The sequence below is a fragment of the Draconibacterium sp. IB214405 genome (assembly GCF_033963885.1).
Taxonomy (GTDB): Bacteria; Bacteroidota; Bacteroidia; order Bacteroidales; family Prolixibacteraceae; genus Draconibacterium.
On sequence record NZ_JAXBMA010000001.1, the window covers coordinates 1,335,008 to 1,360,473 of the forward strand.

At 42.0% G+C, this 25,466-nt stretch carries 25 protein-coding genes; 19 read left to right on the plus strand and 6 right to left on the minus strand.

Annotated features, from left to right (window positions below):
- Window positions 1–34: 34 nt before the first annotated feature.
- Window positions 35–553 carry an inosine/xanthosine triphosphatase gene (gene yjjX, locus SLH46_RS05225; protein ID WP_320280102.1) on the plus strand — a complete coding sequence of 173 codons (519 nt, stop codon included), beginning with the start codon at window positions 35–37 and terminating at the stop codon, window positions 551–553.
- Here yjjX and SLH46_RS05230 read toward each other — a convergent pair.
- Together SLH46_RS05230 and SLH46_RS05235 are read right to left on the minus strand one after the other, a co-directional pair.
- Window positions 550–870, minus strand: a complete 321-nt coding sequence (locus SLH46_RS05230; RefSeq protein ID WP_320280103.1) for a NifB/NifX family molybdenum-iron cluster-binding protein — start codon at window positions 868–870, stop codon at window positions 550–552. The genes yjjX and SLH46_RS05230 overlap by 4 nt on opposite strands.
- A gap of 48 nt (window positions 871–918) precedes the next feature.
- Window positions 919–1,272 (minus strand): carboxymuconolactone decarboxylase family protein, encoded by a 354-nt coding sequence (locus tag SLH46_RS05235; RefSeq protein WP_320280104.1) that lies wholly within the window; start codon window positions 1,270–1,272, stop codon window positions 919–921.
- Between the two features lie 200 nt (window positions 1,273–1,472).
- On the opposite strand from SLH46_RS05235, the gene SLH46_RS05240 reads away from it, so the two are divergent.
- Together SLH46_RS05240 and SLH46_RS05245 are read left to right on the plus strand one after the other, a co-directional pair.
- Window positions 1,473–1,937, plus strand: a complete 465-nt coding sequence (locus SLH46_RS05240) for an SPOR domain-containing protein (protein ID WP_320280105.1) — start codon at window positions 1,473–1,475, stop codon at window positions 1,935–1,937.
- A complete protein-coding gene (locus SLH46_RS05245; protein ID WP_320280106.1) occupies window positions 1,930–3,828 on the plus strand; it encodes an amidophosphoribosyltransferase in 1,899 nt (632 codons plus the stop codon). The genes SLH46_RS05240 and SLH46_RS05245 overlap by 8 nt, the downstream gene beginning before the upstream one ends.
- A 79-nt stretch (window positions 3,829–3,907) precedes the next feature.
- Here SLH46_RS05245 and SLH46_RS05250 read toward each other — a convergent pair whose 3' ends face one another.
- A complete protein-coding gene (locus SLH46_RS05250; RefSeq protein ID WP_320280107.1) occupies window positions 3,908–4,867 on the minus strand; it encodes a GNAT family N-acetyltransferase in 960 nt (319 codons plus the stop codon).
- Between the two features lie 163 nt (window positions 4,868–5,030).
- Complete coding sequence (locus SLH46_RS05255) at window positions 5,031–5,882, minus strand: 1-acyl-sn-glycerol-3-phosphate acyltransferase (RefSeq protein ID WP_320280108.1); 852 nt, start codon at window positions 5,880–5,882, stop codon at window positions 5,031–5,033.
- Window positions 5,883–6,259: 377 nt separating this feature from the next.
- On the opposite strand from SLH46_RS05255, the gene SLH46_RS05260 reads away from it, so the two are divergent.
- The 15 genes from SLH46_RS05260 to SLH46_RS05330 are packed head-to-tail and all read left to right on the plus strand — an operon-like array spanning window position 6,260 to window position 23,107.
- The gene (locus SLH46_RS05260; RefSeq protein WP_320280109.1) at window positions 6,260–6,706 is read left to right on the plus strand and encodes a division/cell wall cluster transcriptional repressor MraZ; all 447 of its coding nucleotides are present in this window, start codon (window positions 6,260–6,262) and stop codon (window positions 6,704–6,706) included.
- A gap of 5 nt (window positions 6,707–6,711) precedes the next feature.
- Window positions 6,712–7,617 (plus strand): 16S rRNA (cytosine(1402)-N(4))-methyltransferase RsmH, encoded by a 906-nt coding sequence (gene rsmH / locus SLH46_RS05265; RefSeq protein WP_320280110.1) that lies wholly within the window; start codon window positions 6,712–6,714, stop codon window positions 7,615–7,617.
- A 41-nt stretch (window positions 7,618–7,658) separates the two neighbouring features.
- Complete coding sequence (locus SLH46_RS05270) at window positions 7,659–7,970, plus strand: FtsL-like putative cell division protein (RefSeq protein ID WP_320280111.1); 312 nt, start codon at window positions 7,659–7,661, stop codon at window positions 7,968–7,970.
- A 2-nt stretch (window positions 7,971–7,972) separates the two neighbouring features.
- Window positions 7,973–10,072 carry a penicillin-binding protein gene (locus SLH46_RS05275; protein ID WP_320280112.1) on the plus strand — a complete coding sequence of 700 codons (2,100 nt, stop codon included), beginning with the start codon at window positions 7,973–7,975 and terminating at the stop codon, window positions 10,070–10,072.
- 1 nt (window position 10,073) lies between these two features.
- Window positions 10,074–11,531, plus strand: coding sequence for a UDP-N-acetylmuramoyl-L-alanyl-D-glutamate--2,6-diaminopimelate ligase (locus tag SLH46_RS05280; protein ID WP_320280113.1), 1,458 nt, complete (start codon window positions 10,074–10,076; stop codon window positions 11,529–11,531).
- Window positions 11,532–11,540: 9 nt separating this feature from the next.
- Window positions 11,541–12,791: a phospho-N-acetylmuramoyl-pentapeptide-transferase gene (gene mraY, locus SLH46_RS05285; protein WP_320280114.1), complete on the plus strand. Its 1,251-nt coding sequence runs from the start codon at window positions 11,541–11,543 to the stop codon at window positions 12,789–12,791.
- Between the two features lies 1 nt (window position 12,792).
- Window positions 12,793–14,130 (plus strand): UDP-N-acetylmuramoyl-L-alanine--D-glutamate ligase, encoded by a 1,338-nt coding sequence (gene murD / locus SLH46_RS05290; protein WP_320280115.1) that lies wholly within the window; start codon window positions 12,793–12,795, stop codon window positions 14,128–14,130.
- Entirely contained in the window at window positions 14,130–15,353 is a 1,224-nt protein-coding gene (locus SLH46_RS05295) for an FtsW/RodA/SpoVE family cell cycle protein (protein WP_320280116.1), read from the plus strand. The genes murD and SLH46_RS05295 overlap by 1 nt, the downstream gene beginning before the upstream one ends.
- Window positions 15,337–16,440 carry an undecaprenyldiphospho-muramoylpentapeptide beta-N-acetylglucosaminyltransferase gene (murG, locus tag SLH46_RS05300; protein WP_320280117.1) on the plus strand — a complete coding sequence of 368 codons (1,104 nt, stop codon included), beginning with the start codon at window positions 15,337–15,339 and terminating at the stop codon, window positions 16,438–16,440. The genes SLH46_RS05295 and murG overlap by 17 nt, the downstream gene beginning before the upstream one ends.
- Window position 16,441: 1 nt before the next feature.
- The gene (gene murC / locus SLH46_RS05305; protein WP_320280118.1) at window positions 16,442–17,830 is read left to right on the plus strand and encodes a UDP-N-acetylmuramate--L-alanine ligase; all 1,389 of its coding nucleotides are present in this window, start codon (window positions 16,442–16,444) and stop codon (window positions 17,828–17,830) included.
- The gene (locus SLH46_RS05310) at window positions 17,827–18,579 is read left to right on the plus strand and encodes a cell division protein FtsQ/DivIB (protein WP_320280119.1); all 753 of its coding nucleotides are present in this window, start codon (window positions 17,827–17,829) and stop codon (window positions 18,577–18,579) included. Before murC ends, SLH46_RS05310 begins: the two co-directional genes overlap by 4 nt.
- Window positions 18,580–18,581: 2 nt before the next feature.
- Window positions 18,582–19,865 carry a cell division protein FtsA gene (gene ftsA, locus SLH46_RS05315; protein ID WP_320280120.1) on the plus strand — a complete coding sequence of 428 codons (1,284 nt, stop codon included), beginning with the start codon at window positions 18,582–18,584 and terminating at the stop codon, window positions 19,863–19,865.
- 11 nt (window positions 19,866–19,876) lie between these two features.
- Window positions 19,877–21,229, plus strand: coding sequence for a cell division protein FtsZ (gene ftsZ / locus SLH46_RS05320; protein WP_320280121.1), 1,353 nt, complete (start codon window positions 19,877–19,879; stop codon window positions 21,227–21,229).
- Between the two features lie 24 nt (window positions 21,230–21,253).
- Window positions 21,254–22,642 (plus strand): cell division protein FtsZ, encoded by a 1,389-nt coding sequence (ftsZ, locus tag SLH46_RS05325; RefSeq protein WP_320280364.1) that lies wholly within the window; start codon window positions 21,254–21,256, stop codon window positions 22,640–22,642.
- Window positions 22,643–22,657: 15 nt separating this feature from the next.
- Complete coding sequence (locus SLH46_RS05330) at window positions 22,658–23,107, plus strand: GatB/YqeY domain-containing protein (RefSeq protein WP_320280122.1); 450 nt, start codon at window positions 22,658–22,660, stop codon at window positions 23,105–23,107.
- A gap of 65 nt (window positions 23,108–23,172) precedes the next feature.
- Here the strand turns inward: SLH46_RS05330 and SLH46_RS05335 are convergent, their stop codons facing one another.
- Both SLH46_RS05335 and SLH46_RS05340 read right to left on the minus strand, forming a co-directional pair.
- Window positions 23,173–23,496, minus strand: coding sequence for a hypothetical protein (locus tag SLH46_RS05335; RefSeq protein WP_320280123.1), 324 nt, complete (start codon window positions 23,494–23,496; stop codon window positions 23,173–23,175).
- Window positions 23,497–23,914: 418 nt separating this feature from the next.
- Window positions 23,915–24,352, minus strand: a complete 438-nt coding sequence (locus tag SLH46_RS05340; protein ID WP_320280124.1) for a peptidylprolyl isomerase — start codon at window positions 24,350–24,352, stop codon at window positions 23,915–23,917.
- Between the two features lie 471 nt (window positions 24,353–24,823).
- Between SLH46_RS05340 and SLH46_RS05345 the strand changes: the two genes are divergently transcribed.
- The gene (locus tag SLH46_RS05345; RefSeq protein ID WP_320280125.1) at window positions 24,824–25,459 is read left to right on the plus strand and encodes an O-methyltransferase; all 636 of its coding nucleotides are present in this window, start codon (window positions 24,824–24,826) and stop codon (window positions 25,457–25,459) included.
- Window positions 25,460–25,466: the final 7 nt, after the last annotated feature.

Below are 25,466 nucleotides of genomic sequence, written 5' to 3' on the forward strand. Positions count from 1 at the left end.
TTAGAAATCGCTAAATTCCGCCAAAAGTTATTTTATGAAAATTGTTGTTGCCTCAAAAAATCCGGTAAAACTAAATGCAGTACAATTGGGATTTTCTACCTACTATTCGAAGATTGAAGTGGAAGGAGTTTCAGTGGCGTCGGGTGTTTCGGATCAACCCAAAAGTGATGAGGAAACATTACTTGGAGCAGAGAACCGGGTGCGGAGTGCATGCTCGGACTCTAAAGCTGCGGATTTTTGGGTAGGCATCGAAGGTGGACTTTGTTCGAAACAGGGAAAACTGGAAGCATTTGCCTGGATTGTAATCTCGTCGGGCGAGAAAACAGGCAGAGCACGAACAACCACATTCCAATTGCCAGTAAAAGTTGCCGAATTAATTGAGCAGGGTTACGAGTTGGGCCATGCCAACGATATATTATTTAAGCAGGAAAATTCGAAGCAAAAAACAGGAGCGGTGGGATTGCTTACCAACAATAAAATAAACAGGACCGCCTTGTACAAACAGGCGGTTGAGTTGGCTTTGGTTCCCTTTTTAAATCCCGACCTGTACTAATTGCTAATACGATCCATTATTTCGTCAACGCGAATGCGTTCTTCGTGCAATAAAACAAGTTGAAGTTTTTCTTTTTCTAAACGTTCGCTAACCATCGGCCCCACTTCGCCTGTAACAATGGTAGTTACACCATGATTTTTCAAAAAGTCAACCAGTTTAATTCCACTGTGCGATTCTCCAATAAAAGGATTCTCTTCAATTGAATACTGGTTCTTTTCCACATCAAACAATACGAGGAATTCACATTTGCCAAAACGCAGGTCGAGAAACGACTTTTCGGTTTTGCCTGAGGATGTGATCGCGAATATTTTACTCATAATAAAACTGAATTAGATTTTAATAATAACAATTAAATCCCAAATTGTTTAATCTTTTTTCAAATTGTTAAGTTCTTCCCAGTATTCAACGGCTCTTCGGGTATGCGGGATACAGATTGTGCCGCCCACCACATTGGCAATACTAAACACTTCAAATATCTGGTCGGTAGTAACATTTAACTCGTGGCACTTTTCCAGGTGGTACTTTACGCAGTCGTCGCAACGTAATACCAGCGATGTGGCTAAACCAAGCATTTCTTTAACATTGGCACCCAAAGCGCCGTCTTGGTAGGTTAATGTATCCAGACTATAAATTCGTTTTAAAACTTTGTTGTCGGCAGCCAGAATCTTTTCATTCATTTTTGCTCTGTACGCGCCAAATTCTTCTACTAAATTTCCCATAATGCTTTTACTTGTAATTCCTTTGGGCAAAGTTATTCGAAGTTTTAAATTCTAAAAACATAAAAAATATTAACAGCTAAAAAGGTGGATTTTGCCTTGTTCATATTACTTAAAGATTAAAGGCAATGTTTTGTGGATAAAAACCGTTCGTGTTTTATATGTTTTTAAATTATATTTGCCCACTCAATAAAAAAGGAACAATGAGGACTTTTTTGCTGATTTTAGTTGGTTTGCTGGCCACAACATTTTCGTTCGCTCAGGTTGATACAATTTCAGAATTGTCGGTTGATACAACAGGCATTGCAATTGTCGACGGGTTGGACGTGAACAGAGACGCGCGGCTGGACAAAATGCTAAAATGGCACATCGAAAAGAACGAGAAAAGAGAGGGGATGAGTGGTTTTAGAGTTGAAATCTTTTTTAGTTCGAGTATGGACGCAAAGGAACAAGCCCTGAATACCAAAACCGAATTCCTTACAGACTATCCCGATTTTCCGGTTCATATAAAATTTATAGCACCGAACTTCCGGGTTCGTGTTGGCGATTTTAGAACCAAAAATGAGGCTCTGAAATTGTATAAGCAAGTTCAAAAAGATTATCCTTCTGCGTTTATTGTTCCTGATGTAATCGAATTTCCATTGTTGAAACAAAATCAGTATGAGTGACCAGATAAAACACGAGTGTGGCATTGCTTTAATCCGTTTGTTAAAACCGCTTTCTTATTATCAAAAAAAATACGGCACCTGGAAGTATGGGTTGAATAAGCTGTATCTTTTAATGGAGAAACAGCACAACCGCGGGCAGGATGGCGCCGGAATTTGTTGTGTAAAATCAGACCTTGATCCCGGAAATCCTTACATAAGTCGTTTCCGATCGGTTGAGACCAACCCGATTAAGGATGTTTTTGATAAGGTGAACAAACCTTTGAAAAAAGCAAAGCGACACGATTTTGATATTAATGATCCGGAGTGGGCGGAGAAAAATTTTGCTTTTGCCGGAAATTTGTACCTGGGCCACTTGCGCTACGGTACCTTTGGTAAAAACAGTATCGACTTTACGCACCCGGTTATGCGTCAGAATAACTGGAAATCGCGTAACCTGGTTTTGGCGGGTAACTTTAACCTTACCAATACCGACGAACTTTTTAATGTACTGTTGAGTCTGGGCCAGCATCCAAAAGCATACACCGACACGGTAACTGCGCTTGAAAAAGTTGGACACTTCCTTGATGAAGAAAACCAGTTACTTTTCAGAAAATACAAAAACGAAGGATACGATAACGAGCAGATATCGCCATTAATCGAGCAGAATCTTGATATTCAGAATATTCTGGAGCGTGCTTCAAAAGATTGGGACGGTGGTTATGCCATGGCTGGTTTAATCGGACACGGCGATGCTTTTGTTGTTCGCGATCCTTGGGGAATTCGTCCGGCACATTATTATGCCGATGATGAGATTGTTGTTGTGGCTTCAGAGCGTCCGGTAATCCAGACAGTAATGAATCTGCAGGAACAAGAAGTTCAGGAAATTGGCCCGGGAGAAGGACTGATCATTAAAAAGGACGGAAAAGTTTCGAAAGAAATGATCCGTGTGCCGCATAAAAGAAAATCTTGTTCGTTCGAACGTATTTATTTCTCGCGTGGTAGCGACAAGGCTATTTACGAGGAGCGTAAACAATTGGGACGTTTATTGACGTCTACTGTTTTAAAAGCAGTTGATTACGACTACGAGAATACAGTTTTCTCTTATATTCCAAACACAGCGGAAACAGCTTTCTACGGTTTGGTAGAAGGTGTTCGCAACCATTTGGTTGACTGGAAAATTGATCAGATTCAGCAAAAAAATGGTTCGTTAACCGATAAGGATATCAAACGAATTTTATCGTTCGAGCCACGTGTGGAAAAGATTGCAATAAAGGATGTTAAGCTGCGAACTTTTATTGCCGACGATGCCAGTCGCGACGATTTGGTGGCTCACGTTTATGATGTTACTTACGGTGTAATTCATAAGAATACAGACACGCTTGTGATTATCGACGATTCGATTGTTAGGGGAACTACTTTAAAGCAGAGTATTCTGCGTATCCTCGATCGTTTGAGTCCGAAAAAGATCATCGTTGTTTCTTCGGCACCACAAATTCGTTATCCTGACTGTTATGGAATCGACATGGCTCGCCTGGATAAATTCATTGCTTTTAACGCCGCTATTGAGTTGTTAAAAGATCACGGAAAAGAATCGTTGATTCAGAAGGTGTACAAGAAATGCAAGGATCAGGAGAATCTGCCAAAAGAAGAAATGGTGAATTACGTACGAGAGATTTATAAGCCATTCACTGCTGAGCAGATTTCTGATAAAATCGCCGAGTTGTTAAAACCGGAAGAGTGTAAAGCTGAGGTGGAGATCGTTTATCAGTCGATCGAGAACCTGCATAAAGCTTGTCCGAACGATTTGGGTGACTGGTATTTTACCGGAAACTATCCAACGCCCGGAGGAAACCGTGTGGTAAACGGATCGTTCATTAACTTTGTTGAAGGAAAAGACGAAAGAGCTTACTAAGTAATTGCTCTGATCAGATAAAAAAATGCCCCGATGCTGTTTTGCATCGGGGCATTTTTTATAGCTGTTTTTTTATTCTCTATTCAGGAGTTTCCCACTCACTGTCTTCTTTCCCTTTAATGTAAGTTTCAATGTGGCGATCAACTTTCACGCTGTAAATATCGTCGATCGTTACAATGATTCCTGTCTCCAAAACATTTCCAAACACTTCGTTCCTGATCGTTCCGAAAGTTTTCATCGAAGGAGAAAGGTTCATGTAGGCATTCACCAGCGGAGGAATATTTTCTCCAAATGCTCTTACATTTTGTACCAGAATTTTATAGTCTTCATTGTAATTTGTGCCATTAAAAAGTTTTTTCATGGCAGGCATATCAATATCAAACTCTACCGGATTGTATGGATACACCAGGTTTTCCTTGTCGCGGAAGTATTTTTTAAAGAAGTACTGTATCAGGTTTCTGGCTTCGTTGTGGAAGTGTTCGTACATCGTAATCTTTCCAAAGAAATATTTTATTTCCGGATGATCAACGGTAAGTGCTCCCAGTCCGTCCCAAAGGTTGTCGAGTGCAAAAAGTGCTTTTGCACCGGCTTTGCTCGATTGGTAGGCCGGTTGAACAAACGAACGTCCTAATTCCAATGTATATGGCAGGTAATTTTCTTCGAATTCTTTTGAAAAATGAAAAACCCGCGATGTGGCCAGTTTAATGTCGCCATTTTCATCGCGTGGAGCATCGGCGCACAACACATAACGGTAGCCACCTAGAATCTCTTTAGCATCCGGATCCCAAACAATCAGTTGTTTGTATGGTTTTGTTGCTGTGTCGTAGCTGTCGATGTCGGTTTCCTTGCCGGTTCCGCCACCTGCATCTCTGAATGTGATTTCGCGCAAACGACCCAGTTCGTGCATAATTGCAGGTGAGTCGTGAGCTGTTACAATATATATTTCGTTGCCACCTTTGTTGGTTTTGCGAAGTAATTTTTCAGGTGTTAGTTCTGCATAAATTGCTTCTCTATCTATAGGTGCTATAATTTCCTTCATAAGAAACTGTTTAACTATCTGTACCCCATTTCTGAAACAAGTGTGTGAAATTGTGTCTAAAAGACATTACGCTAGACTTGACTCACTTGTTTCAAACTTCCTCTTTTTGAAAATTGGAATACAAAATTAAAAAAATCATGCTAAAGCTGTTCTATAATATTGTTTAATTTACTGTATCAGAACTTTCTTTCAGTTCGTAAGTTTTTGCTTTTACCCACTCGGCCCACTGCTGGTGTGTCTTCGAGTGGTCGAAAGTGGTATATGGTATTGGTTTCCCGAAATAAAGATGTACATCGGTATTTTGGTGTTTCATTGTCTCATCCGGAAGAAAAAACATCTCGAGATTCCACTTTATTCTGAAAAACTTCCTGAATTTTGCCGTTCGGTAAAACCGGTTCGAGTTTCTTCCGCTGATAAAAACCGGAATGATGTCGCGTTTGTGTTGTACTGCTTTGCTGATAAAATGCTTTTTCCACTCCAGATCCATAATCTGCCCCTTTATTTTTCGGGAGGCCAGTCCTGATGGAAAGATCAATATCTGATCGTCTGAATTGTAGCATTCCGAAAGTTTTTTTGCAGCTTCACGCGCATGTCCGCCATGTTTGTTTACCGGTACAAAAACCGGGCTTAGTTGTGGAATATTCAGTAGAATATCGTTGGCTAAAAACTTAAAAGAACCCAGTCGTGCTTCCACGTTTTTCATAAGTAACATACCGTCGAAACCTCCCAGCGGATGGTTGCTGGCAAAAATGTAACGACCTGACTCCGGAATGTTTTCGCTATTGTGAACGAATTCCCGCACATTAAACTCCTCAACTACCTGGTCGACAAATTCAATCCCCTTAAGGTGTCCGTACTTTTCAAGAAAAGTGTTTACCGTGTCGAGGTGCAAAATGTTGTTCAGGTAGCGATATACAAATCCCGGGATAAACTTTGCCAGTCCCGGACTTTTGGCGGCAAATACCTCCCTGATTCGAATTGGCTTGTAGCTTTTTGTGCTATTTTCTGTAGACATTTCTGGTTTATTTGCATCGGCAATTAACTAAAAAATGCTTAATCTGAAAAATGTGACGATTCTGATCTTTCGTTTCGTCATTCTCTTCTTTTGCTTTTTTCCGGTCTGATTTTCTGAAGGTGAAGTGTTAGCGGGTAAAATAAATTCTGCCAAAAGCGAGTTATTAACGATGTGTTGGTTTTGTTTTGATGTTTTTAATTGGTTGGAAATCAGTATTTGAATTTGGGTTTTTAACAAGAATGAACATGTTTTAAACACTTTGTTAGTGGTTTATCAACAAAAAGTGTAAAACGCGTAGTGGAATGAAATGGAATAATATGGTATAGAATGGAATAAAATTGTATTTTTACACTTGATAAAAAGACTTTTAGGAATTTATGGCATTTTTCGCAGGAACATATCAGGCAACCATCGACGACAAAGGGCGGGTGGTTCTTCCGTCGGCTTTTAAGAAGGCGATGGGCGATGATATTTCTGATCAGGTTGTTCTGGAGAAAAACCGACTGGGAAAATGCCTCGATATTCATCCGATGGAAGTTTGGCAGGAGAAAGTGGAGAAGTTTCAGGCGAAAGTACGCGCCAGTACCAATCCTGCACACTTTGCAGCATTGCGTCAGTACTTTCGGAATTTTGCTCCGGTTAGTCTCGCCGCAAACGGTCGGATAAATATTCCTGATGAATATTTAAAGTACGCGAACCTGGAGGGCAAGGTGACATTTCTTGGAATGGGCGCCTCTATTAGCCTGAGCAACGAGATCGTGGCGCAAGCCGACGATATATCTGATGATGCTTATCTGGACATGTTGAGAGAATTTGATTTGTAGGGAAGATGTCTGATGTTTATCACATACCGGTTTTGGCAGCCGAAAGTATCGAAGGGATGAATCTGCATCCCGGGGCCAGTGTTGTCGATGCTACCTTTGGAGGTGGCGGTCATTCGGCAATGATTTTGAATGCACTTGACAGTAGTGGTCGTTTGTTTGCTTTCGATCAGGATGAAGACGCTGCCGGGAATGCCATAGAGGATGACCGGCTTTTTTTTAGTCGTCATAATTTTCGTTACGTACGCAATTTTCTGAAGTATTACGATGTAGAGCAGGTAGATGCTGTGTTTGCGGACCTTGGTGTTTCGTCGCACGAGTTTGATGAAGCGGAGCGCGGATTCTCTTTTCGTTTTGATGCACCGCTCGATATGCGTATGAATCGCGAAGCCGGACTTGATGCCGCAAAAGTGGTGAATGAGTACGACGAAGAAAAGCTTCAGATGATATTCCGGATGTATGGCGAAGTGAAAAACGCCCGAAAACTGGTGGCACAAATCATAAAAGCCCGAAACGAAGCGCCGATAAAAACAACTACGCGTTTAAAAGAAATTGCATCGTTGTGTGCGCCAAAAGCGATCGAGAATAAATATTTAGCACAGGTTTTTCAGGCACTTCGCATTGAAGTGAACGAAGAAATGGAGGCCTTGCGCGAATTTCTGGCTACTTCGCTCGATATTCTGAAACCCGGCGGTCGCCTGGTAATTCTTACTTATCACAGTTTGGAAGATCGTTTGTGTAAGAATTTTATGAAGTCGGGAAATTTTGAAGGAAAGATCGAGAAGGACTTTTACGGAAATGTACAGTCACCTTTTAAAATCATAAACCGAAAAGTGATTGTGGCCGGAGAAGAGGAGTTGAAGACAAACCCTCGGTCGAGAAGTGCAAAACTTAGAATAGCAGAACTAATTTAAGGATGGCAGAACAAAATAAAAATACAAGAAAACGTGCCGGAATGAAGTCTTTCATCGGAGGTACCATCTTGACTGATGAGCGCACTTTGCGGCAAATGCCGTTTGTGGGATTTCTTGCTGTTTTGGGTTTGTTGTTAATCGCTAACCGAAACTGGTCGGAAAGTACGTTGCGCGAAATTGTGGTGTTGCAGGAAGAACTGGAAGAGTTGCGATCGGAATCGGTAACACTTTCTGCCAAATTGATGGACGCCAGTCGTCCGTCGGAAGTAGCAAAACGAGTTGAGGAGGCCGGAATTGGTTTGCAGGAGCCAATGCGTCCGCCGCAAAAAATAACGGTTGAAAAAGAAGATTAGAAGTGGGGATCAGGAAAACCATATTATCGCGTATTGCAATTGTATACTTCGTGTTGACGTTGTTTGGTGCTTATGTTGTGGTGAAACTTGTTTCTGTGCAGCAGATTAAAAACGAACGCTGGCAGAAAATTGAGAAAAACCTGAGCAATAATACGGTTGTAATTCCACCGGTGCGGGGAACAATTTGTGCCGACGACGGCAGTGTTTTGGCTACGTCGGTTCCGGGATATAAAATCCGCATCGATTTGGCAGCCGAAGGCGTTAAAAAAGTTTTCGATAACGAGGTGGATTCGCTAGCCTGGTATTTATCGGGTTTTTACAAAGATGCATCGAAAAAGGAATATGCACGACGTTTACGTTCTGCCTATAAAAACAGGAATCGTGGTTATCTGCTCACTCCTGATAAAATAGATTACAATCAATTACAAGAATTCAAAAACTTCCCGATTTTGCGCCGCGGACGATTTGGTGGTGGGCTAATCGTGGAGCAGGAGAACAAACGTCTCAACCCACTTGGGATTTTGGCTCAGCGAACTATTGGTAGTTTAAATAAAGAAAATGCCTTAACTCCGGTTCCGGTGGGGTACAACGGTTTGGAGCGTTCGTACGAAATGTATTTGCGTGGCGAAAACGGTATCAGCTACAAACAAAACCTTTCCGGTCGTTGGGTAACACGAACTGAGATTGAGCCACAAAATGGGATGGATATTATTACCACCATTAATGTAAAAATGCAGGACATTACCGAAAGTGCTTTGTACAAACAGGCGCTGAAATCGAATCCGGAATGGGCTACTGCGGTGTTGATGGAGGTAAAAACCGGGGAGATAAAAGCGATTGCGAACCTCGGTAAAACAGAAGAAGGATTCTATGAAAAAGATAATTACGCACTCGGTCATCGTGGTTGTTACGAACCGGGGTCTACATTTAAGCTGGTCTCGTTAATGGTGGCACTGGAAGACGGCGTGGTGGATACCAGTGATGTATTTGATACCGGAAACGGTTATTGGGCGCAGGAAAAAATTACTGACGATCATGCTTGCGGAAAAATAAATGTGAAACAAATCCTGGAGCAGTCATCGAATATTGGTACGGCAAAAGTGATATTGTCGAAGTATACAAATAATCCAAAAGATTATGTGGACCGGATTTATGGATTTGGTATTCAAAAACCTTTGGAGCTGGAACTGGCCGGAGAAGGACAGCCATATATAAAATACCCCGGAAATGCGGATTGGTGGGGAACTACCACTTTAGGTCGTATGTCGTACGGTTACGATTTGCGTCTTACGCCATTGCAGATATTGAATTTTTACAATGCAGTTGCCAACGACGGTGCCATGGTAAAACCGCGTTTGGTGAAGGAAATTCGCAATAGTGGTGCTTTGGTAAAAACATTTAAACCCGAATTGTTGAATCCGATGATCGTTTCGAAAGAAACCATTGGCAAAGCGCAGGCTATGTTGGAAGGCGTATGCCAGAACGGAACCGGTCGTGGTGTGCAGGGAGAACATTTTAAAGTTGCCGGTAAAACCGGTACTGCACGTGTGGCTCGTTCGGATGGTAAAGGTTACGAATACGGAGCTTACTACGCTTCGTTTGTGGGGTATTTTCCTGCAGATAATCCGATGTATTCGTTGATAGTGACCTTTAAAAAGCCCCGGAATTCGATTTATGGAGCAGCGGTAGCAGGACCTGTTTTTAAAGAGATATCAGAGAAGATTTACGCCAGCCAGATAACAAATCCATCGCCTGAAAATGATAAGCGTGACGGCGAGGATGTTCCTGAGATAAAAAATGGGCAGCGCGACGATATTCTTCGTTTGGCAGAAGCACTGGAGTTAAAGAATGTGCAAGGATTACCCGATTCAAGAATGGTGTCGATGAACACGCAAGACAGCATCATTGTGCTGGAAGAGAATGTGGTGCCGGTTAATGCTGTTCCCGATGTAGTTGGAATGGGCGTCAGCAATGCAATATTTCTCCTGGAAAATGCAGGCTTGAAAGTGAAAATAAGCGGAATAGGAAAGGTGAAAAAACAATCGTTAAGGCCCGGAAGCTCGTATCGCCCGGGACAAACGGTATATCTCTCATTAAGCTAAGATGAAACTAGAGAAATTGTTGGAACATATAGGGATTGTTGAATGCATTGGTAGCATGGATAAAGAAGTTGCCGGCATTCAGTTCGACTCAAGGAAAATCACAGCGAATGATTTGTTTGTAGCGCAAAAGGGTGTTTCTGTTGACGGGCATCGTTTTATTGGAACTGCCATAGAAAAAGGTGCAACAACAATTGTTTGTGAAGATCTTCCGGAAGAACAAACCGCTGCAGTCACTTATATAAAAGTTGAAGATTCCAATAAAGTGTTAGGCGAAATAGCAGCTGCTTTTTATGGTTCTCCATCATCAAAAATGAAGGTTGTTGGTGTTACCGGTACAAACGGAAAAACCAGTATCGCCAGTTTATTGCATAAACTATTCAGAATGCAGGGCTACAATGTTGGTCTGCTTTCAACAATTTCATACAAAATAAACGAGAAAGAGGAGGTTGCCTCGCACACCACACCTGATGCATTGAAGATTCAGCAGTTAATGGCTGAAATGGCAGAAGCAGGTTGTGAGTACTGTTTTATGGAAGTGAGTTCGCATGCCATTCATCAGGAACGCATCGCAGGGATTCAGTTTGCGGGAGGTATTTTTACGAATATCACGCACGACCACCTCGATTACCACAAAACTTTTGCTGAATACATAAAAGCTAAAAAAGCCTTTTTCGACGGTTTGCCAAAAGATGCTTTTGCATTGGTTAATGCTGACGATAAAAATGGCTTGGTGATGCTGCAAAATACGAAAGCCCGAAAACTGACATACTCAAATCGCACCATGGCAGATTACTGTTGCAAGGTAATTGAAAGCCACTTTGACGGAATGCTGCTGAATATGGACGGGCAGGAAATATGGACTCGTTTTGTTGGTTTGTTCAATGCGTCGAATCTGTTGGCAGTTTACGCCACTGCCATTGAATTGGGGCAAGACAAAGATGAGGTGTTAACCATTATCAGCAATTTGCAATCGGTACAAGGCCGCTTCGAAACCATTCGGAGTGAAGACGGCAAATACGCCATTGTTGATTATGCTCACACACCCGACGCTTTGAAAAATGTGTTGGCTGCAATTGCTGAAATTAGAACAAGAAACGAGCAGGTAATTACTGTGGTTGGTGCCGGTGGTGACCGCGATAAAACAAAGCGCCCGGAAATGGCGCAGGAAGCTTTAGCTGCAAGCGACAAAGTTATTTTAACTTCTGATAATCCAAGAAGCGAAGATCCTGAAGAAATAATTAAAGATATGGAAGCCGGTGTGGAGCCGCAATATAAAAATAAAGTGGTGTCGATTGTGAGTCGTCGCGATGCCATTAAAACTGCGGTGATGCTGGCACAACCGGGCGATATCATACTTATTGCCGGCAAAGGACACGAAGACTACCAGGAAATAAAAGGTGTGAAACATCATTTCGACGACAGAGAAGAAGTAAGGAACTGTTTTGGACTAAAAAATTAAAATCGAGTTATGTTTTACTGGCTATACAAGCTTTTAGAAGGATACGATATTCCGGGAATTGGAATGCTACCGGGTATTTCATTTCGTTCGGCAGCAGCAATTATTCTTTCGTTGTTTATTACAACGATTTTTGGGAAAAGGCTGATTCGGGTTCTGCAGCGTAAACAAATAGGCGACGAGGTACGCGATCTTGGTCTTGAAGGACAGATGCAAAAACAGGGAACGCCAACGATGGGGGGAATCATCATTCTTATGGCCATTATTATCCCAACTTTATTGTTTGCCCGCCTCGATAATATTTACATCCTGTTGATGCTGATCACTACTGCATTCTTGGGGATGATCGGTTTTATCGACGATTATATCAAGGTTTTCAAAAAGAATAAAGAAGGACTGGCCGGTAAATTTAAAATTCTGGGTCAGGTGAGTTTGGGGCTCATTGTTGCCGCCACACTTTTTATCAGCGAAGATGTAAAAGTTCGTGAGCATGTAAGTGATGAGAACGGAACTTTTCTGACAGAACAAGTTGTTGACCCGGCAACCGGCGAGACAACAGATCAGTTTGTAATGGAAGATGTGAAATCGACCAAAACAACCATTCCTTTTATTAAAAAGAACGAATTCGATTATGAATGGTTGGTAGCTTTTGCAGGCGATGCTGCAGGGTGGTTGAAATGGCTGGTTTATGCCATCGCGATAATTTTGATTATTACTGCTGTGTCGAATGCGGCAAACCTTACCGACGGAATAGACGGGCTGGCAACCGGAACTTCAGCGATTAGCGGGGCCACACTGGGTATTTTGGCTTATGTAAGTGGTAACGTTATTTACGCCGATTACCTGAATATCATGTACATCCCGAACATTGGTGAATTGACTGTGTTTATTGCGGCTTTCATTGGTGCCACTGTCGGATTTTTGTGGTACAACTCTTTCCCGGCACAGGTTTTTATGGGCGATACCGGAAGTTTGGCGCTGGGAGGAATTCTTGCTGTGTTCGCGGTGATCATTCGCAAGGAAATTCTGATTCCACTCTTGTGTGGGATTTTCCTGATCGAAAACCTGTCGGTGGTTATTCAGGTGGGGTGGTTTAAATACACTAAGAAAAAATATGGTGAAGGACGAAGAGTATTTCTGATGAGCCCGATTCATCATCATTTTCAGAAAAAAGGTTTCCCCGAACCGAAGATTGTAACACGCTTTTGGATTGTCGGAATTATTCTGGCAGTGATCACAATTGCAACATTAAAAATGAGATAGAGTGAAAGGATTGGTAGCCATATTAGGTGGAGGCGAAAGCGGCGTTGGAGCAGCCATTCTTGCACAAAAAAGGAGATACGATGTATTTGTGTCCGACCTTGGAAAAATCAAGGAAAAATACAAAGACGTTCTTTCAAATTATAAAATCGATTTTGAAGAAGGCCATCATTCTGAAGAAAAGATTCTGAGCGCTGAACTGGTTGTGAAAAGTCCGGGAATTCCGGAAACTGCACCGCTGGTTAAAAAACTAAAGGAGCAAGGTACTCCGGTGATTTCGGAAATTGAATTTGGCGGTCGGTTTTCGTCGGCCAAAACCATTTGTATTACCGGAAGCAACGGCAAAACAACTACCACTTTGCTCACTTATCATATTCTGCAAAAAGCAGGTGTAAATGTTGGTCTGGCTGGAAACGTTGGTAAAAGCTTCGCATGGCAGGTAGCCGAAGAGGATTTTGATGTGTATGTAATCGAATTAAGCAGTTTTCAACTTGACGGAATGTATGATTTCAAAGCCGATGTAGCGGTGTTAATGAACATTACACCCGATCACCTCGATCGTTACGGCTACGATATGCAAAACTACACCGACTCGAAATTCAGGATTCTTCAAAATCAAACAGCAAATGACTACTTCGTTTATTGCGACGACGATGAAGTGATTCAAAACGAAATAAATAAAAGAGAGATAAAACCTGTTCAACTTCCTTTTGGGTTGGGAGAGGCTGCCGGGCCTGGAGCAGGTGTGAGAGACAATCGGATAATTATCAACTTTAATCAAAATCAATTCAGCATGTCGATACTGGATTTATCTTTACAGGGGAAACACAATACCTACAACAGCATGGCCGCGGGCATCGCAAGCATGGTATTAAAAATCAGGGATGAACAATTGAGAGAAAGCCTTTCCGACTTTACTGGTGTGGAGCATCGTTTAGAGCGTTTTCTGAAAGTTCATGGCATCGAGTTTATCAACGACTCGAAAGCAACGAACGTTAATTCATCGTGGTATGCGTTGGAAAGTGTACACAAACCGGTGATCTGGATTGCCGGAGGAGTGGACAAAGGAAACGATTACACCATGTTGCAAGGACTTGTGACTAACAAGGTGAAAGCAATTGTTTGTCTTGGAAAAAACAATGCAAAACTGCATGAAGCTTTTGGGGATTGCGTGGCTGACATCGTGGACGCTTCAAGCATGGAAGAGGCTGTAAAAGCCGCTTACTACCTGGCAAGAAATGGCGACACGGTACTTTTATCGCCGGCGTGTGCAAGTTTCGATTTATTTGAGAATTACGAAGACAGAGGAAATCAATTTAAAAAAGAAGTAAGGAATTTGTAATGCAACATTCCATTCTGAAATTATTTAAGGGCGACCGCGTGCTTTGGATGGTGCTGATGCTGTTATCGGTGTTGTCGCTGCTTATTGTGTACAGTTCAACAGGCGCATTGGCCTATCGTGTGGCTCACGGAAACACGATGAAATACCTGTTCCGTCAGGTAGTATTTTTAGGTACTGGAATTGGGGTAATTCTGCTCATGGTGAATGTGTTACCCATAAAGTTGTACTCAAAAATGGCATGGTGGGCTTTGCTTGCAAGTATCGGTTTTTTGATATTTTCCGTTGTGATGCGCGGAACATCCTTTGTTTCGTCCAGCGGACGTACACTTAATTTCTGGGGAGCAACTTTTCAACCGGCCGAAATGGCCAAGATTTCGTTGGTGTTATATTCGGCCAAAATTTTAGGAAAACGCCAAAAAACAAAAGGCGATTTGTGGGAAGCTTTTAAGAAGATAATTTTTTATACAGCTATTGTCTGTGGTTTGATTTTTATATCCGATTTCTCAACCTCGGCATTGCTTTTCGCAACAATCATGACGATGATGTTTTGCGGCCGAATTCCATTAAAATATTTGTTTTCGCTAGTTGGTATTGGAATAGCTTTGGTGGTAACAATTTATTTTACTGCCGATCTTTTGCCGGATAGTATTGGCCGTGTGCATACCATCAAAGGTAGGATTGAACGTTTTGTCAATCCTCCGCCACCGGAAGCATCACAGGGAATTACACAGGCCGACTATGCAAAGCTGGCCATTTATTCGGGCGGAATTATTGGAAAAGGTCCCGGCCACTCTGATGTAAGTAATTACATGGCCGCTGCGTACAATGATTTTATTTTTGCCATAATCGTTGAAGAATATGGTTTGTTGGGCGGCATTGCTGTAATCATGCTTTTCCTGATTTTCTTTTTCAGGGGAGTGGTGATTGTCAGGCGGGCCACACGAACATTCCCGGCATTTATGGTAATTGGATTAACATTGGTCCTTGTCTTTCAGGCCATGATAAATATAGGTGTTTCAAGTGGAGCGTTACCGGTGACCGGACAGCCGCTGCCATGGATTAGTTTAGGTGGAACATCGTTGTTGTTTACATCGCTGGCTTTTGGTTTGATCCTTAGTGTGAGTCACCAAAATCAGCAGAACAAAGAAGTTGAGGAGCAACCTATTATGATTAAAGCTCCGGATGAAGATTACGAAATTGAGAATGATGACAAGAATAAATAAAGCCATAATTAGCGGAGGCGGTACCGGAGGACATATTTTCCCGGCACTGGCCATTGCCAACGAAATTAAAAAGCGCAATCCTGACGCTGACATTTTATTTGTTGGTGCCGAAGACCGGATGGAAATGGAGAAAGTGCCAGCCGCCGGTTATAAAATTATTGGTTTGCCGGTGATGGGATTTCCTCGGAAACCCAGCATGAAAATGATTACGTTCTTTAAAAAGTTGCGTCAGAGTTCGAAGTTGGCAAAAAGGATTGTGGCCGATTTTAATCCTGAAGTAGCAATTGGAGTTGGTGGTTATGCCAGCGGTCCATTGCTGCGTGCAGCTGCAAAAGGGAAGGTACCTTGTTTAATCCAGGAGCAAAATTCGTATGCCGGAATCACCAATAAGCTACTGAGCAAGAAGGTGAATACAATTTGTGTGGCTTACGAAAAAATGGAGCGCTTTTTTCCGGCCGAAAAACTGATCTTTACCGGAAATCCGGTGCGCGAAAATTTGACCGAAAAACAAAATAGAAAAGTAGCTTTTGAGTTTTTTGAAGTAAGCGAGGAAGATAAGGTTGTATTGATTGTTGGTGGCAGTCTTGGTGCGCGTTCAGTAAACCAGGCCGTACTTAAAAATATAAAGGAAATAGCTGCTTCCGGAGTTCAGGTGATCTGGCAGACTGGGGCATATTATTTCGATAAAATTCAGGAAGAGCTGAAAGAAACAAAACCGAAAAACCTGCAGATCCATAAGTTTATAACACGCATGGATTTTGCTTACGAAGTGGCTGATCTGGTGATTTCAAGAGCAGGAGCAGGAACAATTTCGGAGTTGTGTTTGGTTGGGAAAGCTTCTGTATTGGTGCCTTCGCCAAATGTTTCGGAAGACCATCAAACAAAAAATGCCATGGCGTTGGTAGAACAGGATGCTGCTTTAATGGTGCGGGATAATGAGATCAACGAGAAATTATTTCCGCTGGCTTTTGAGGTGGTGAATGATGAAGCGCGTTGCAGTGCTTTGGCAGCAAAAAGTAAAGAGCTGGCGAAACCTGAGGCTACCAAACAAATAGTTGATGAAGTAGAAAAATTAGTGAGACAATAGAATGGACAACATTCAGAAAATAAAGAATGTATATTTCCTTGGGATCGGAGGAATAGGGATGAGTGCGCTGGCCCGGTATTTTAAATATTCGGGGCGCAATGTGGCAGGATACGATCGTACTGAAACGGCACTGACTGATGCGCTTCAGAAAGAGGGAATTGATGTGCATTTTGATGATGATATCAGAAATATTCCGTCGAAATGGAACCCGGCTGAAACCATTGCTGTATATACACCGGCTTTGCCCGACGAGCATAAAGAACTGAACTGGTTTAAAAGTCAGCCAATAGGTTTATTTAAGCGGGCGAAAGTGCTTGGTATGATTTGCAACGAGCGCAAAGGAATTGGCGTTTCCGGTACACACGGAAAAACAACAACAAGTACTATTGTTACCAATATTCTGAGTAAAACAGAGCAAGGATGTGGTGCATTTTTGGGGGGTATTTCAAAAAATTTCAGGAGTAACTTGGTGCTTCCTGAAAACGATTCGCCTTGGATTGTTGCAGAAGCCGATGAGTTCGATCGTTCATTTCTGCACCTAAAACCACAATTGGCATTGGTGACTTCGGTTGATGCCGACCATTTAGATATTTATGGCGAAAAGGAAAAGATCGTTGAGTCGTTCGAGAAATTTATTTCGCAGATCAGACCCGACGGAAGCCTGGTGATTAAAGAAGGTGTTGAACTTGACACTTCGAAAACCAGCGCAAAAGTTTATTCATACTCATTAAAAGGTAGAACCGATTTTGCTGCGCTGAATTTGCAATTGAATGCAGAAACAGGTTTTTATTCGTTCGATTTAAAAACACCCGGAGGAATAATTGCCAACTGCAAAATGAATTATCCGGGACTGGTAAACGTTGAAAATACAGTTGGAGCCAGTGCTTTGGCATGGTTGGCCGGAGCTTCGGCAAACGCTATAAAAGCAGGTATTGAAGATTACGAAGGTGTTGCCCGTCGTTTTGATATTTGCTACCGTTCGGAGAATCGGATTTATATTGACGATTATGCGCATCACCCTGCGGAACTAGAAGCGTTTATTACTTCGGTTAAAGCTTTGTTCCCCGATAAAAAGGTGACCGGAATTTTTCAGCCTCATCTGTTTTCGCGCACCAAGGATTTTGCGCTAGAGTTTGCAAAAAGTCTGGATTTACTGGATAAAGCCATTCTTATTCCACTTTACCCGGCACGCGAAGAACCAATTCCCGGCGTTTCATCGGCTATCATTTACAAAGAAATGAAACTGGAGAACCGGATGCTGGCCGAGCGCGATGAAGTATTAAAAATACTAAAATCAGACCCGAACGAAATCGTGGTAACGATAGGCGCCGGCGACATCGACCGGATGGTGGAAAGTATAATTGAATTGATGGAAAGTAAAGAAAAATGATACAGAAGTTTGCAAAAATAGGTGGTTTGTTGGTGTTGTTGGCGTTTCTGCTGGCAACGCTGGCGTTTACTTCATTGAAGTACAATCATGCCACTTGCAACGGTATTGAAATAAATTACGATCCGGACGAGGTGATAAAAGTTGACCGCACAGAGCTGGTAAATCTGGTGAAGTCGATCGATAAAAATTTAATCGGTAAGGATTTTGATAGTATAAACACAGTACAAATTGAAGAAGCGGTTGAAAAACACGAAGCGATTTTAAATGCCGAGGTTTATAAAGTTGTTACCCGAACCGACAGCGCTACTTTTAAAGGAGTGCTGGCCATTGATGTACAACACCGAAAACCGGTGGTTCGTATTTTTTCCGACAAAGGAAATTACTACCTCGATGAGTTTGGTGGTAAAATTCCTGTGTCGACAAATTATGCGGCCAATGTGTTGGTTGCTACCGGAAACATCAGCGAGGAGTATGCAAAAGAAACACTTTTGCCTTGCGTTTTAACGATTGAAAACGACGAATTCTGGAACGCACAGATTGAGCAGATTCATGTGCAAAAAGATGGCGATGTATTGTTGATTCCGTTGGTTGGCGACCATACCATTGAGTTTGGTGGGCTTGAAAATTACCCGGAAAAATTGCGGAATATGAAAGCTTTCTACAAGCAGATTATGGCAAAAAATAATTGGAATAAATACAAAACGATCAGTTTAAAATATAAAGATCAGGTAATAGCAAAAAGAAGATAATTATGGCTTCAAGAACAAATCTTTCGTTTGTTATCGACATGGGAACCTCAAAATTGGTTGCGCTTGCAGGAAGGGCAACTGCCGAGGGGAAAATGGAAATTCTGGGAACTGCCCAGGTGCCCTCGAAAGGCATTAAAAGAGGAATGATTTTTAATCTTGCTGATGCAACGGAGTCCATTACGGCAGTGCTGGAACAGTTGGATGTGCAGTTGGAAGACGAAATTACGGTTGTTGATGTGGCGTACGCCGGAAAACGTATGCGAACGATCGACTACAAAGCTTCGCGTTTTACCGGCGAAGGTGGCGTGGTAACAAGCCTGGATATCGATGAGCTGTATAGTGAAGCGAAAAACCTGAAGATAAATAATGATTACCGAATTCTGAAAGTTATTCCAACGTCGTTTATTATCGATGATGAAACGGAGGAGCTAAAACCTGTAGGAGCCACAGGGAAAAAGATTGAAGCCCGTTACAAGCTGGTGATTATGCCTGATCAGGAATACCAGATTCTGAACCGCGTTTTGGAAAGTGTTGGAGTTGAGCTTGGGGAAGTTTTTCACTCGTCGCTGGCACTGGCAGAAGCCGCGCTTTCAAAACCTGAAAAGGAAATGGGTAGTATGGTTCTCGATATTGGAGCCGGTACTACCAACCTGGCTATTTACTACGAAAATGCGCTGGTTCACACAGCTGTTATTCCGTTTGCAGGAGCAGTAATAACCAACGATTTAAAAGTAGGTTGTTCTACATTTCTTGAAAAAGCTGAGTTGCTAAAAGTGCGTTACGGACAAGCTTTGGGCGATCAGATTAAAACGGAGGATACGGTTACCATCGCCAAAAACAATGGCTGGGAACCAAAAGAAATTACCATTCGAAGTCTGGCGTACATTATACAGGCACGCTTGGAAGAAATTGTGGATTGTGTGGTAGCCGAGATCGAAAAATCGGGAGTTGCCGACCGTTTGGGAACCGGGATTGTTCTGTCCGGAGGAACCTCAAACCTGGGGCACATTATTACGCTGGTGAAATTTCATACCGGCTTGGATGCGCGTAGGGCACACCCGGTAATTCTTCCAGCAAATCGTAGAGAAGAGGCAAAAAATCCGGCATTTTTAACGGCATTGGGAGCTTTAAAACTTTCGATTTCACAAAATGTTGGTGAAGAACGAATATTGCCCGAGCCAAAAGTGCACCGAAGCGGACGTGGTATAATGACCAACGTTAAAGGAGCTTTGCAAAGTGCAATCAACTTTTTTGGCGACGACAACGATGATCTTGAATTTAATTAAAACAAAAAGATATGACCGAAGATTTAGTAAATTTTCAATTTCCGAAGGCAGCATCATCAATTATTAAGGTAATTGGAGTTGGCGGTGGTGGTTGCAATGCGGTCAATCACATGTTCGAAGAGGGAATTAAGGGTGTTGATTATATCATCTGTAATACCGATTCGCAAGCCATGGACAACAGTCCTGTGCCGATTAAAATTCAGCTTGGAACCACATTGACAGAAGGACGGGGAGCCGGAAATAAACCTGAAAGGGGAGCCGAAGCCGCCCGCGAAAATTACGAAGACCTTAAAAAGGTGCTGGGAGATAATACAAAAATGTTGTTTATCGCTGCAGGAATGGGAGGCGGAACCGGAACCGGAGCCGCACCTGTAATTGCAAGCCTGGCCCGCGAACTCGACATTTTAACCATTGCGGTGGTGACCATTCCGGCGCCGGCCGAAGGAAATAAACGCCGTGCACAAGCACAGGAAGGCATTGATAAAATGGCGGAATTTGTCGACAGTATGCTGGTTATAAGTAACGACAGATTGCATCATATTTATGGCGATTTGCCGGCAAGTCAGGCCTTTAAAATGGCCGACAATATTGTGTCAACGGCTGTTAAGGGAGTTGCCGAAATTATAACCGTTCACGGAAATGTAAACATCGACTACACCGATGTGGAAACAGTGATGCAAAAAAGCGAGGTATTCATAATGGGTACCGGTTTTGCCACAGGCGAAGGTCGTGCCATGGAAGCCGTGAATGCCGCGCTGGAATCGCCATTACTGGATAGTAACGATATATTCGGAACAAAAAATATACTACTGAATATTATCTCCGGAAGTGAGGAGATCAGGATAGGAGAGATTGGAGAAATTATTGAATCGCTGCAGGAAAAAGCTGGTCAGGATGCCGATATCATCTGGGGTAACGGCTACGACGAGCGACTTGGCGACAAAATTAGTGTGACCATTTTGGCCACAGGTTTTGATACCAATCCCAACAAAGAATTGCAACCCGAAAAAGAAGTGCAAAACTTTAGCCTCGACGACGATCTGGAAGATACAGTTGTCGAGCAAGAGCCGATAAACGAAACGGCTGATACATTTACATCTGATTTTTACGAAGAAAAACCATACGAGCCAGAGCCGGAAGAGGAAGAAACCATAATGTTTGTTCCTCCGCAACCAAAACCAAAAGCCAGGCCAAAATCCAAATCAACGGGTTTTAGCTGGAAGTCAAAAGAAAAGACCAAAACCAGGGAAAAGGCAGAGAAGAAAGACGAGCCTGTTACTGAATCGAACATCGATAACTGGTTTTATAAAAATTTTGGCAGCAAGATTTTTAATGATGGTGATGAAGATCAACCTCTTGATTAGTAACGACAAAACAAGGTGAAGAAAATGGAAGATATGGCTGATTTTGTAATGGAAAAAACTCCCGGTGCCGCGATAAAGGTAATCGGTGTTGGCGGTGGTGGCGGGAATGCCGTAAACCACATGTTTAAGCACGGAATTCGCGATGTGGATTTTGTAATCTGCAACACCGATGCACAGGCTATGGAGGCAAGTGCTATCCGTAACCGGGTGCAACTTGGAGCGTCGTTAACCGAAGGACGCGGAGCCGGTAATAAACCGGAAGTGGGCAGGCAGGCGGCTATTGAAAACATCGAGGATGTAAAAAAGACATTGTCGGAAAATACTAAAATGGTATTTGTAACAGCCGGTATGGGAGGCGGAACCGGAACCGGAGCTGCTCCTGTTATTGCACAGTGCTGTAAAGAGCAGGGTTACCTTACGGTGGCCATTGTTACCATCCCATTCCGAAACGAGGGAAAAAGACGCATAAAACAAGCTTACGAGGGCATTAAAGAACTGGCAACTTATGTCGATTCGTTGTTGGTAATCAATAATGAACGCATTCGCGAGATGTTTGGCGATTTTGGCATTTCGGAAGCCTTTGCCAAAGCCGATAATGTGTTATCAACTGCAGCCAAAGGAATTGCTGAAATTATTACTGTTCCCGGATATATAAATGTTGACTTTGCCGATGTAGAAACCGTGATGCGAAAAAGCGGTATGGCGGTTATGGGAACCGGTGTGAGCGACGAGGAGGATCGGGCAGAAGATGCCGTGAGAAAAGCATTAAACTCGCCATTGTTAAACGACAATGAAATTCGCGGAGCACGAAATATCTTGGTAAATATCAACTCGGGAAACAAAGAAGTTACTATGGATGAAGTTGGCCGCATTACCGATTATGTGCAAAACATGGCTGGTTTTGATGCCGATTTGATCTGGGGAAACGGGAAAGATGAAAGTCTCGGCGATAAACTTTCTGTAACGGTTATTGCTACCGGATTTCCAACAAGTATTATTTCAGAACTATCAGAGCAAAGCCAGCGAAAAGTGGTTTCGCATAAACTCGAAAAAGAAACCGTATCGGCAACAAAGGATGATCAGTTTTCGGAGCAGAAAAATGAAGAAAACAGAAGCCAGTCGACTTTTGAATTTAACGTCACCAACAATAACGGAAACGACGATGATGAGTTCGAAAACCTATATCCGATAACTTCGCGCGAGCGAAATAGTGCCGAAAAAGAAATTGACGTGAACGATTACGCTAACCTAAGCGACGACGATGTAGACGAGCTGGAAAATGTACCGGCTTTTAAACGCCGCAATATTCGTATCAACGACCCAAAATACAAGCGCGACCGTTCCGGATATTCAGTAGGCCGCGACAACCGCATATCAGACAGAAACAGTTATCTTCACGATAACGTAGATTAATAAAAACTAAAAGTTATGGCAATATTTGATCAAATTAATGAAGACATAAAAGCGGCAATGAAAGCCCGCGAAAAAGATAAGTTGGAAGCTTTGCGTGGCATTAAAAAGGTAATGATTGAGGCGCAAACAGCAAAAGGGGCAGGCGAAGTTTTGGCCGATGAGGATGCACTGAAAATTATTTCAAAACTGGCGAAACAAGGTTCCGATTCGGCAACTATTTACAAAGAGCAGGGCCGCGACGATTTGTACGAACAGGAAATGAAACAGGTGGCTATTTTCGAAAGTTACCTGCCTGCAAAAATGTCGGACGAAGATTTAACGGCAGCTGTAAAAGCCGTTATTGAACAGGTTGGTGCAAGCAGCATGAAAGACATGGGAAAAGTGATGGGAATTGCTTCGAAGAAATTGGCCGGACAGGCCGACGGAAAAGATATTGCCGATAAAGTTAAAGCCTTGTTGGCATAGAAAACCAGGTATCCGATTAAAAGTGAAAAAGCAGGTGTACGAAATGTATACCTGCTTTTTTATGCTTAATCTTCTAACTGATCTGCTACGTGGTCGAGGTCCGAATATTTATCTTCGTAATCCTGTTTCACCTCGTCTTTTAAGAATCCGTCATCATCGTAGTCGTCGTCTTCGTCAACCAAAGCAACGGCTTCGCCTTCGGTCATTCTTAACATGTAATATTTATCTTCTGTTTCAAAAGGTAAAACTGTTATTTTCTGCCCGGTTTTATCAAAAAAATGGATTAGATTTTCAGCAAAACCATCTGCATAAATCAATTTGATTTGCTGTTGCAGCTCTTTGTCCAGCTTGCTATAATCCTTAATTACTTTCGGTTTGTTATTTGCCATTTCGTGCCAGTTAATTGAGTTAAAAATGATCTTAAAAACGAAATATGTTAACGGTATTGATAGTTATTAATCTACAAATTTAAGTACACATTACCGTAACAAATAAATAGGATGAAAATGACATTTGCAATAGCTAAATATTAATTTTTCTATTTTTCGTAAGTCTACTTTTTGAGTCAAAAAGTTGAATTATCAAGAACGCAGGAGTGAGCGTTTTCTCGTCGTTTAGAAAAAGCTGGATAATCTGTACCGGAAGGGAGTTAAGTGCGAATAATAGAACGTACTATTTTGCTATATAAACAAAGGAAAAGTTGAATCGGAGGAAATCAATTTAAGCCAATCGAAAATTCGTTGATTAACAACATAAAAAAAGGGAACCTGAATACGGTTCCCTTTATCTATCTGGATGTAATTGCTCTTACTCTTCAGCGATAATGATTTTTTCAATCTCGTCGCCTTGTCTGATATCATCGATAACATCAAGTCCTTCAAAAACACGTCCGAAACATGTATGATGACGATCGAGGTGTTGAGTGTTTTCGCGGTTGTGGCAAATAAAAAATTGTGATCCACCGGTGTTTCTTCCGGCATGTGCCATAGATAAAACGCCTTTATCGTGGTATTGGTTATTTCCGTCGGTTTCGCAATCAATTGAATAGCCAGGTCCTCCTGCTCCGGTTCCGTCCGGACATCCCCCCTGAATTACGAAGTTAGGGATAACGCGGTGAAAAGTTAATCCGTCGTAAAAGCCTGATTCTGCAAGCTTAACAAAATTGGCAACAGTTCCCGGAGCATCCTCTTCGTAAAACTTTACTTTCATTACTCCTTTTGAAGTATGTATTTCAGCTGTTTTCATTCTCAAAAATTTTAATTCGGCACAAAAGTAGAAAAAAACAACAATTTTCATAATGACCTATGTACAAGGCCTTGAATGTAATTGGATTAAGATTGATGAAAAAGCCTGCCGTGAAAGGGAGTTTGAGCGTTTCGTATAAAAAGAAAGAAGGAGACTCAATAGTCTCCTTCCTAAATGTTAACCCCCAAACACACAATATGGGATGAATCCCAAATGCATAACAAATATAACGAATTTTTTAATAGGTACCGGTACATTTATCCGAAATGGCCAAATTTTTATCTATTTATCTATAAATGTCGATATATTTGATTATGTTAAAATAATGTAGCTGCTTTTTCCCAAATCATGCCCGATTTAATTCATATTTCTTTTAACTTTATAACCGATTTCCTGTTACGTAGGAAAAGAAAAACAGGATTTCTATTGCTCCGATAATCTAAAGCCAATTTGATAACAAGTATTAAACGTATGAATTACAGATCGATCGCACTAAGTTTTTTGGGACTATTTTTTGTTCTTTCCACTTATGCACAATATCCCGAAACCGAAAATTCTTTGGATAAAAAAATTAAGGCTTTTCTTGAAAACAATGCCAGCGAATGGCGCGATATGAATGTTCCGTTAACCGACGGAAAGATTTTATACGATATTATTGTGGAGAATGGCTACACCTCGGCTGTTGAAATCGGAACTTCAACTGGTCATTCGGCCATTTGGATTGCCTGGGCTTTGAGCAAAACAGGAGGAAAACTTATTACCATTGAAATTGATAAAACACGCTATTTACAGGCCAAAGCTAATTTTAAAAAGGCCGGTGTTTCGAAATATATCGATGTGAGATTGGCCGATGCGCACGAAATGGTACCAAAATTAAAAGGAGAATTCGATTTTGTTTTTTGCGATGCCGATAAATACTGGTACAAAAACTATTTCATCGCAATGGACCCAAAAATGAAGCAGGGAGCATGCTTCACTGCGCACAACACGTCCACCCGTGCGAATGGAATTGGAGAGTTTTTGCGTTACGTTGAAAGCCTGGATACCTACGATACAACCATCGACAAAACTAGTAGGTCAGGCATATCCAAAAGCTTTAAAAAGTAATACAACA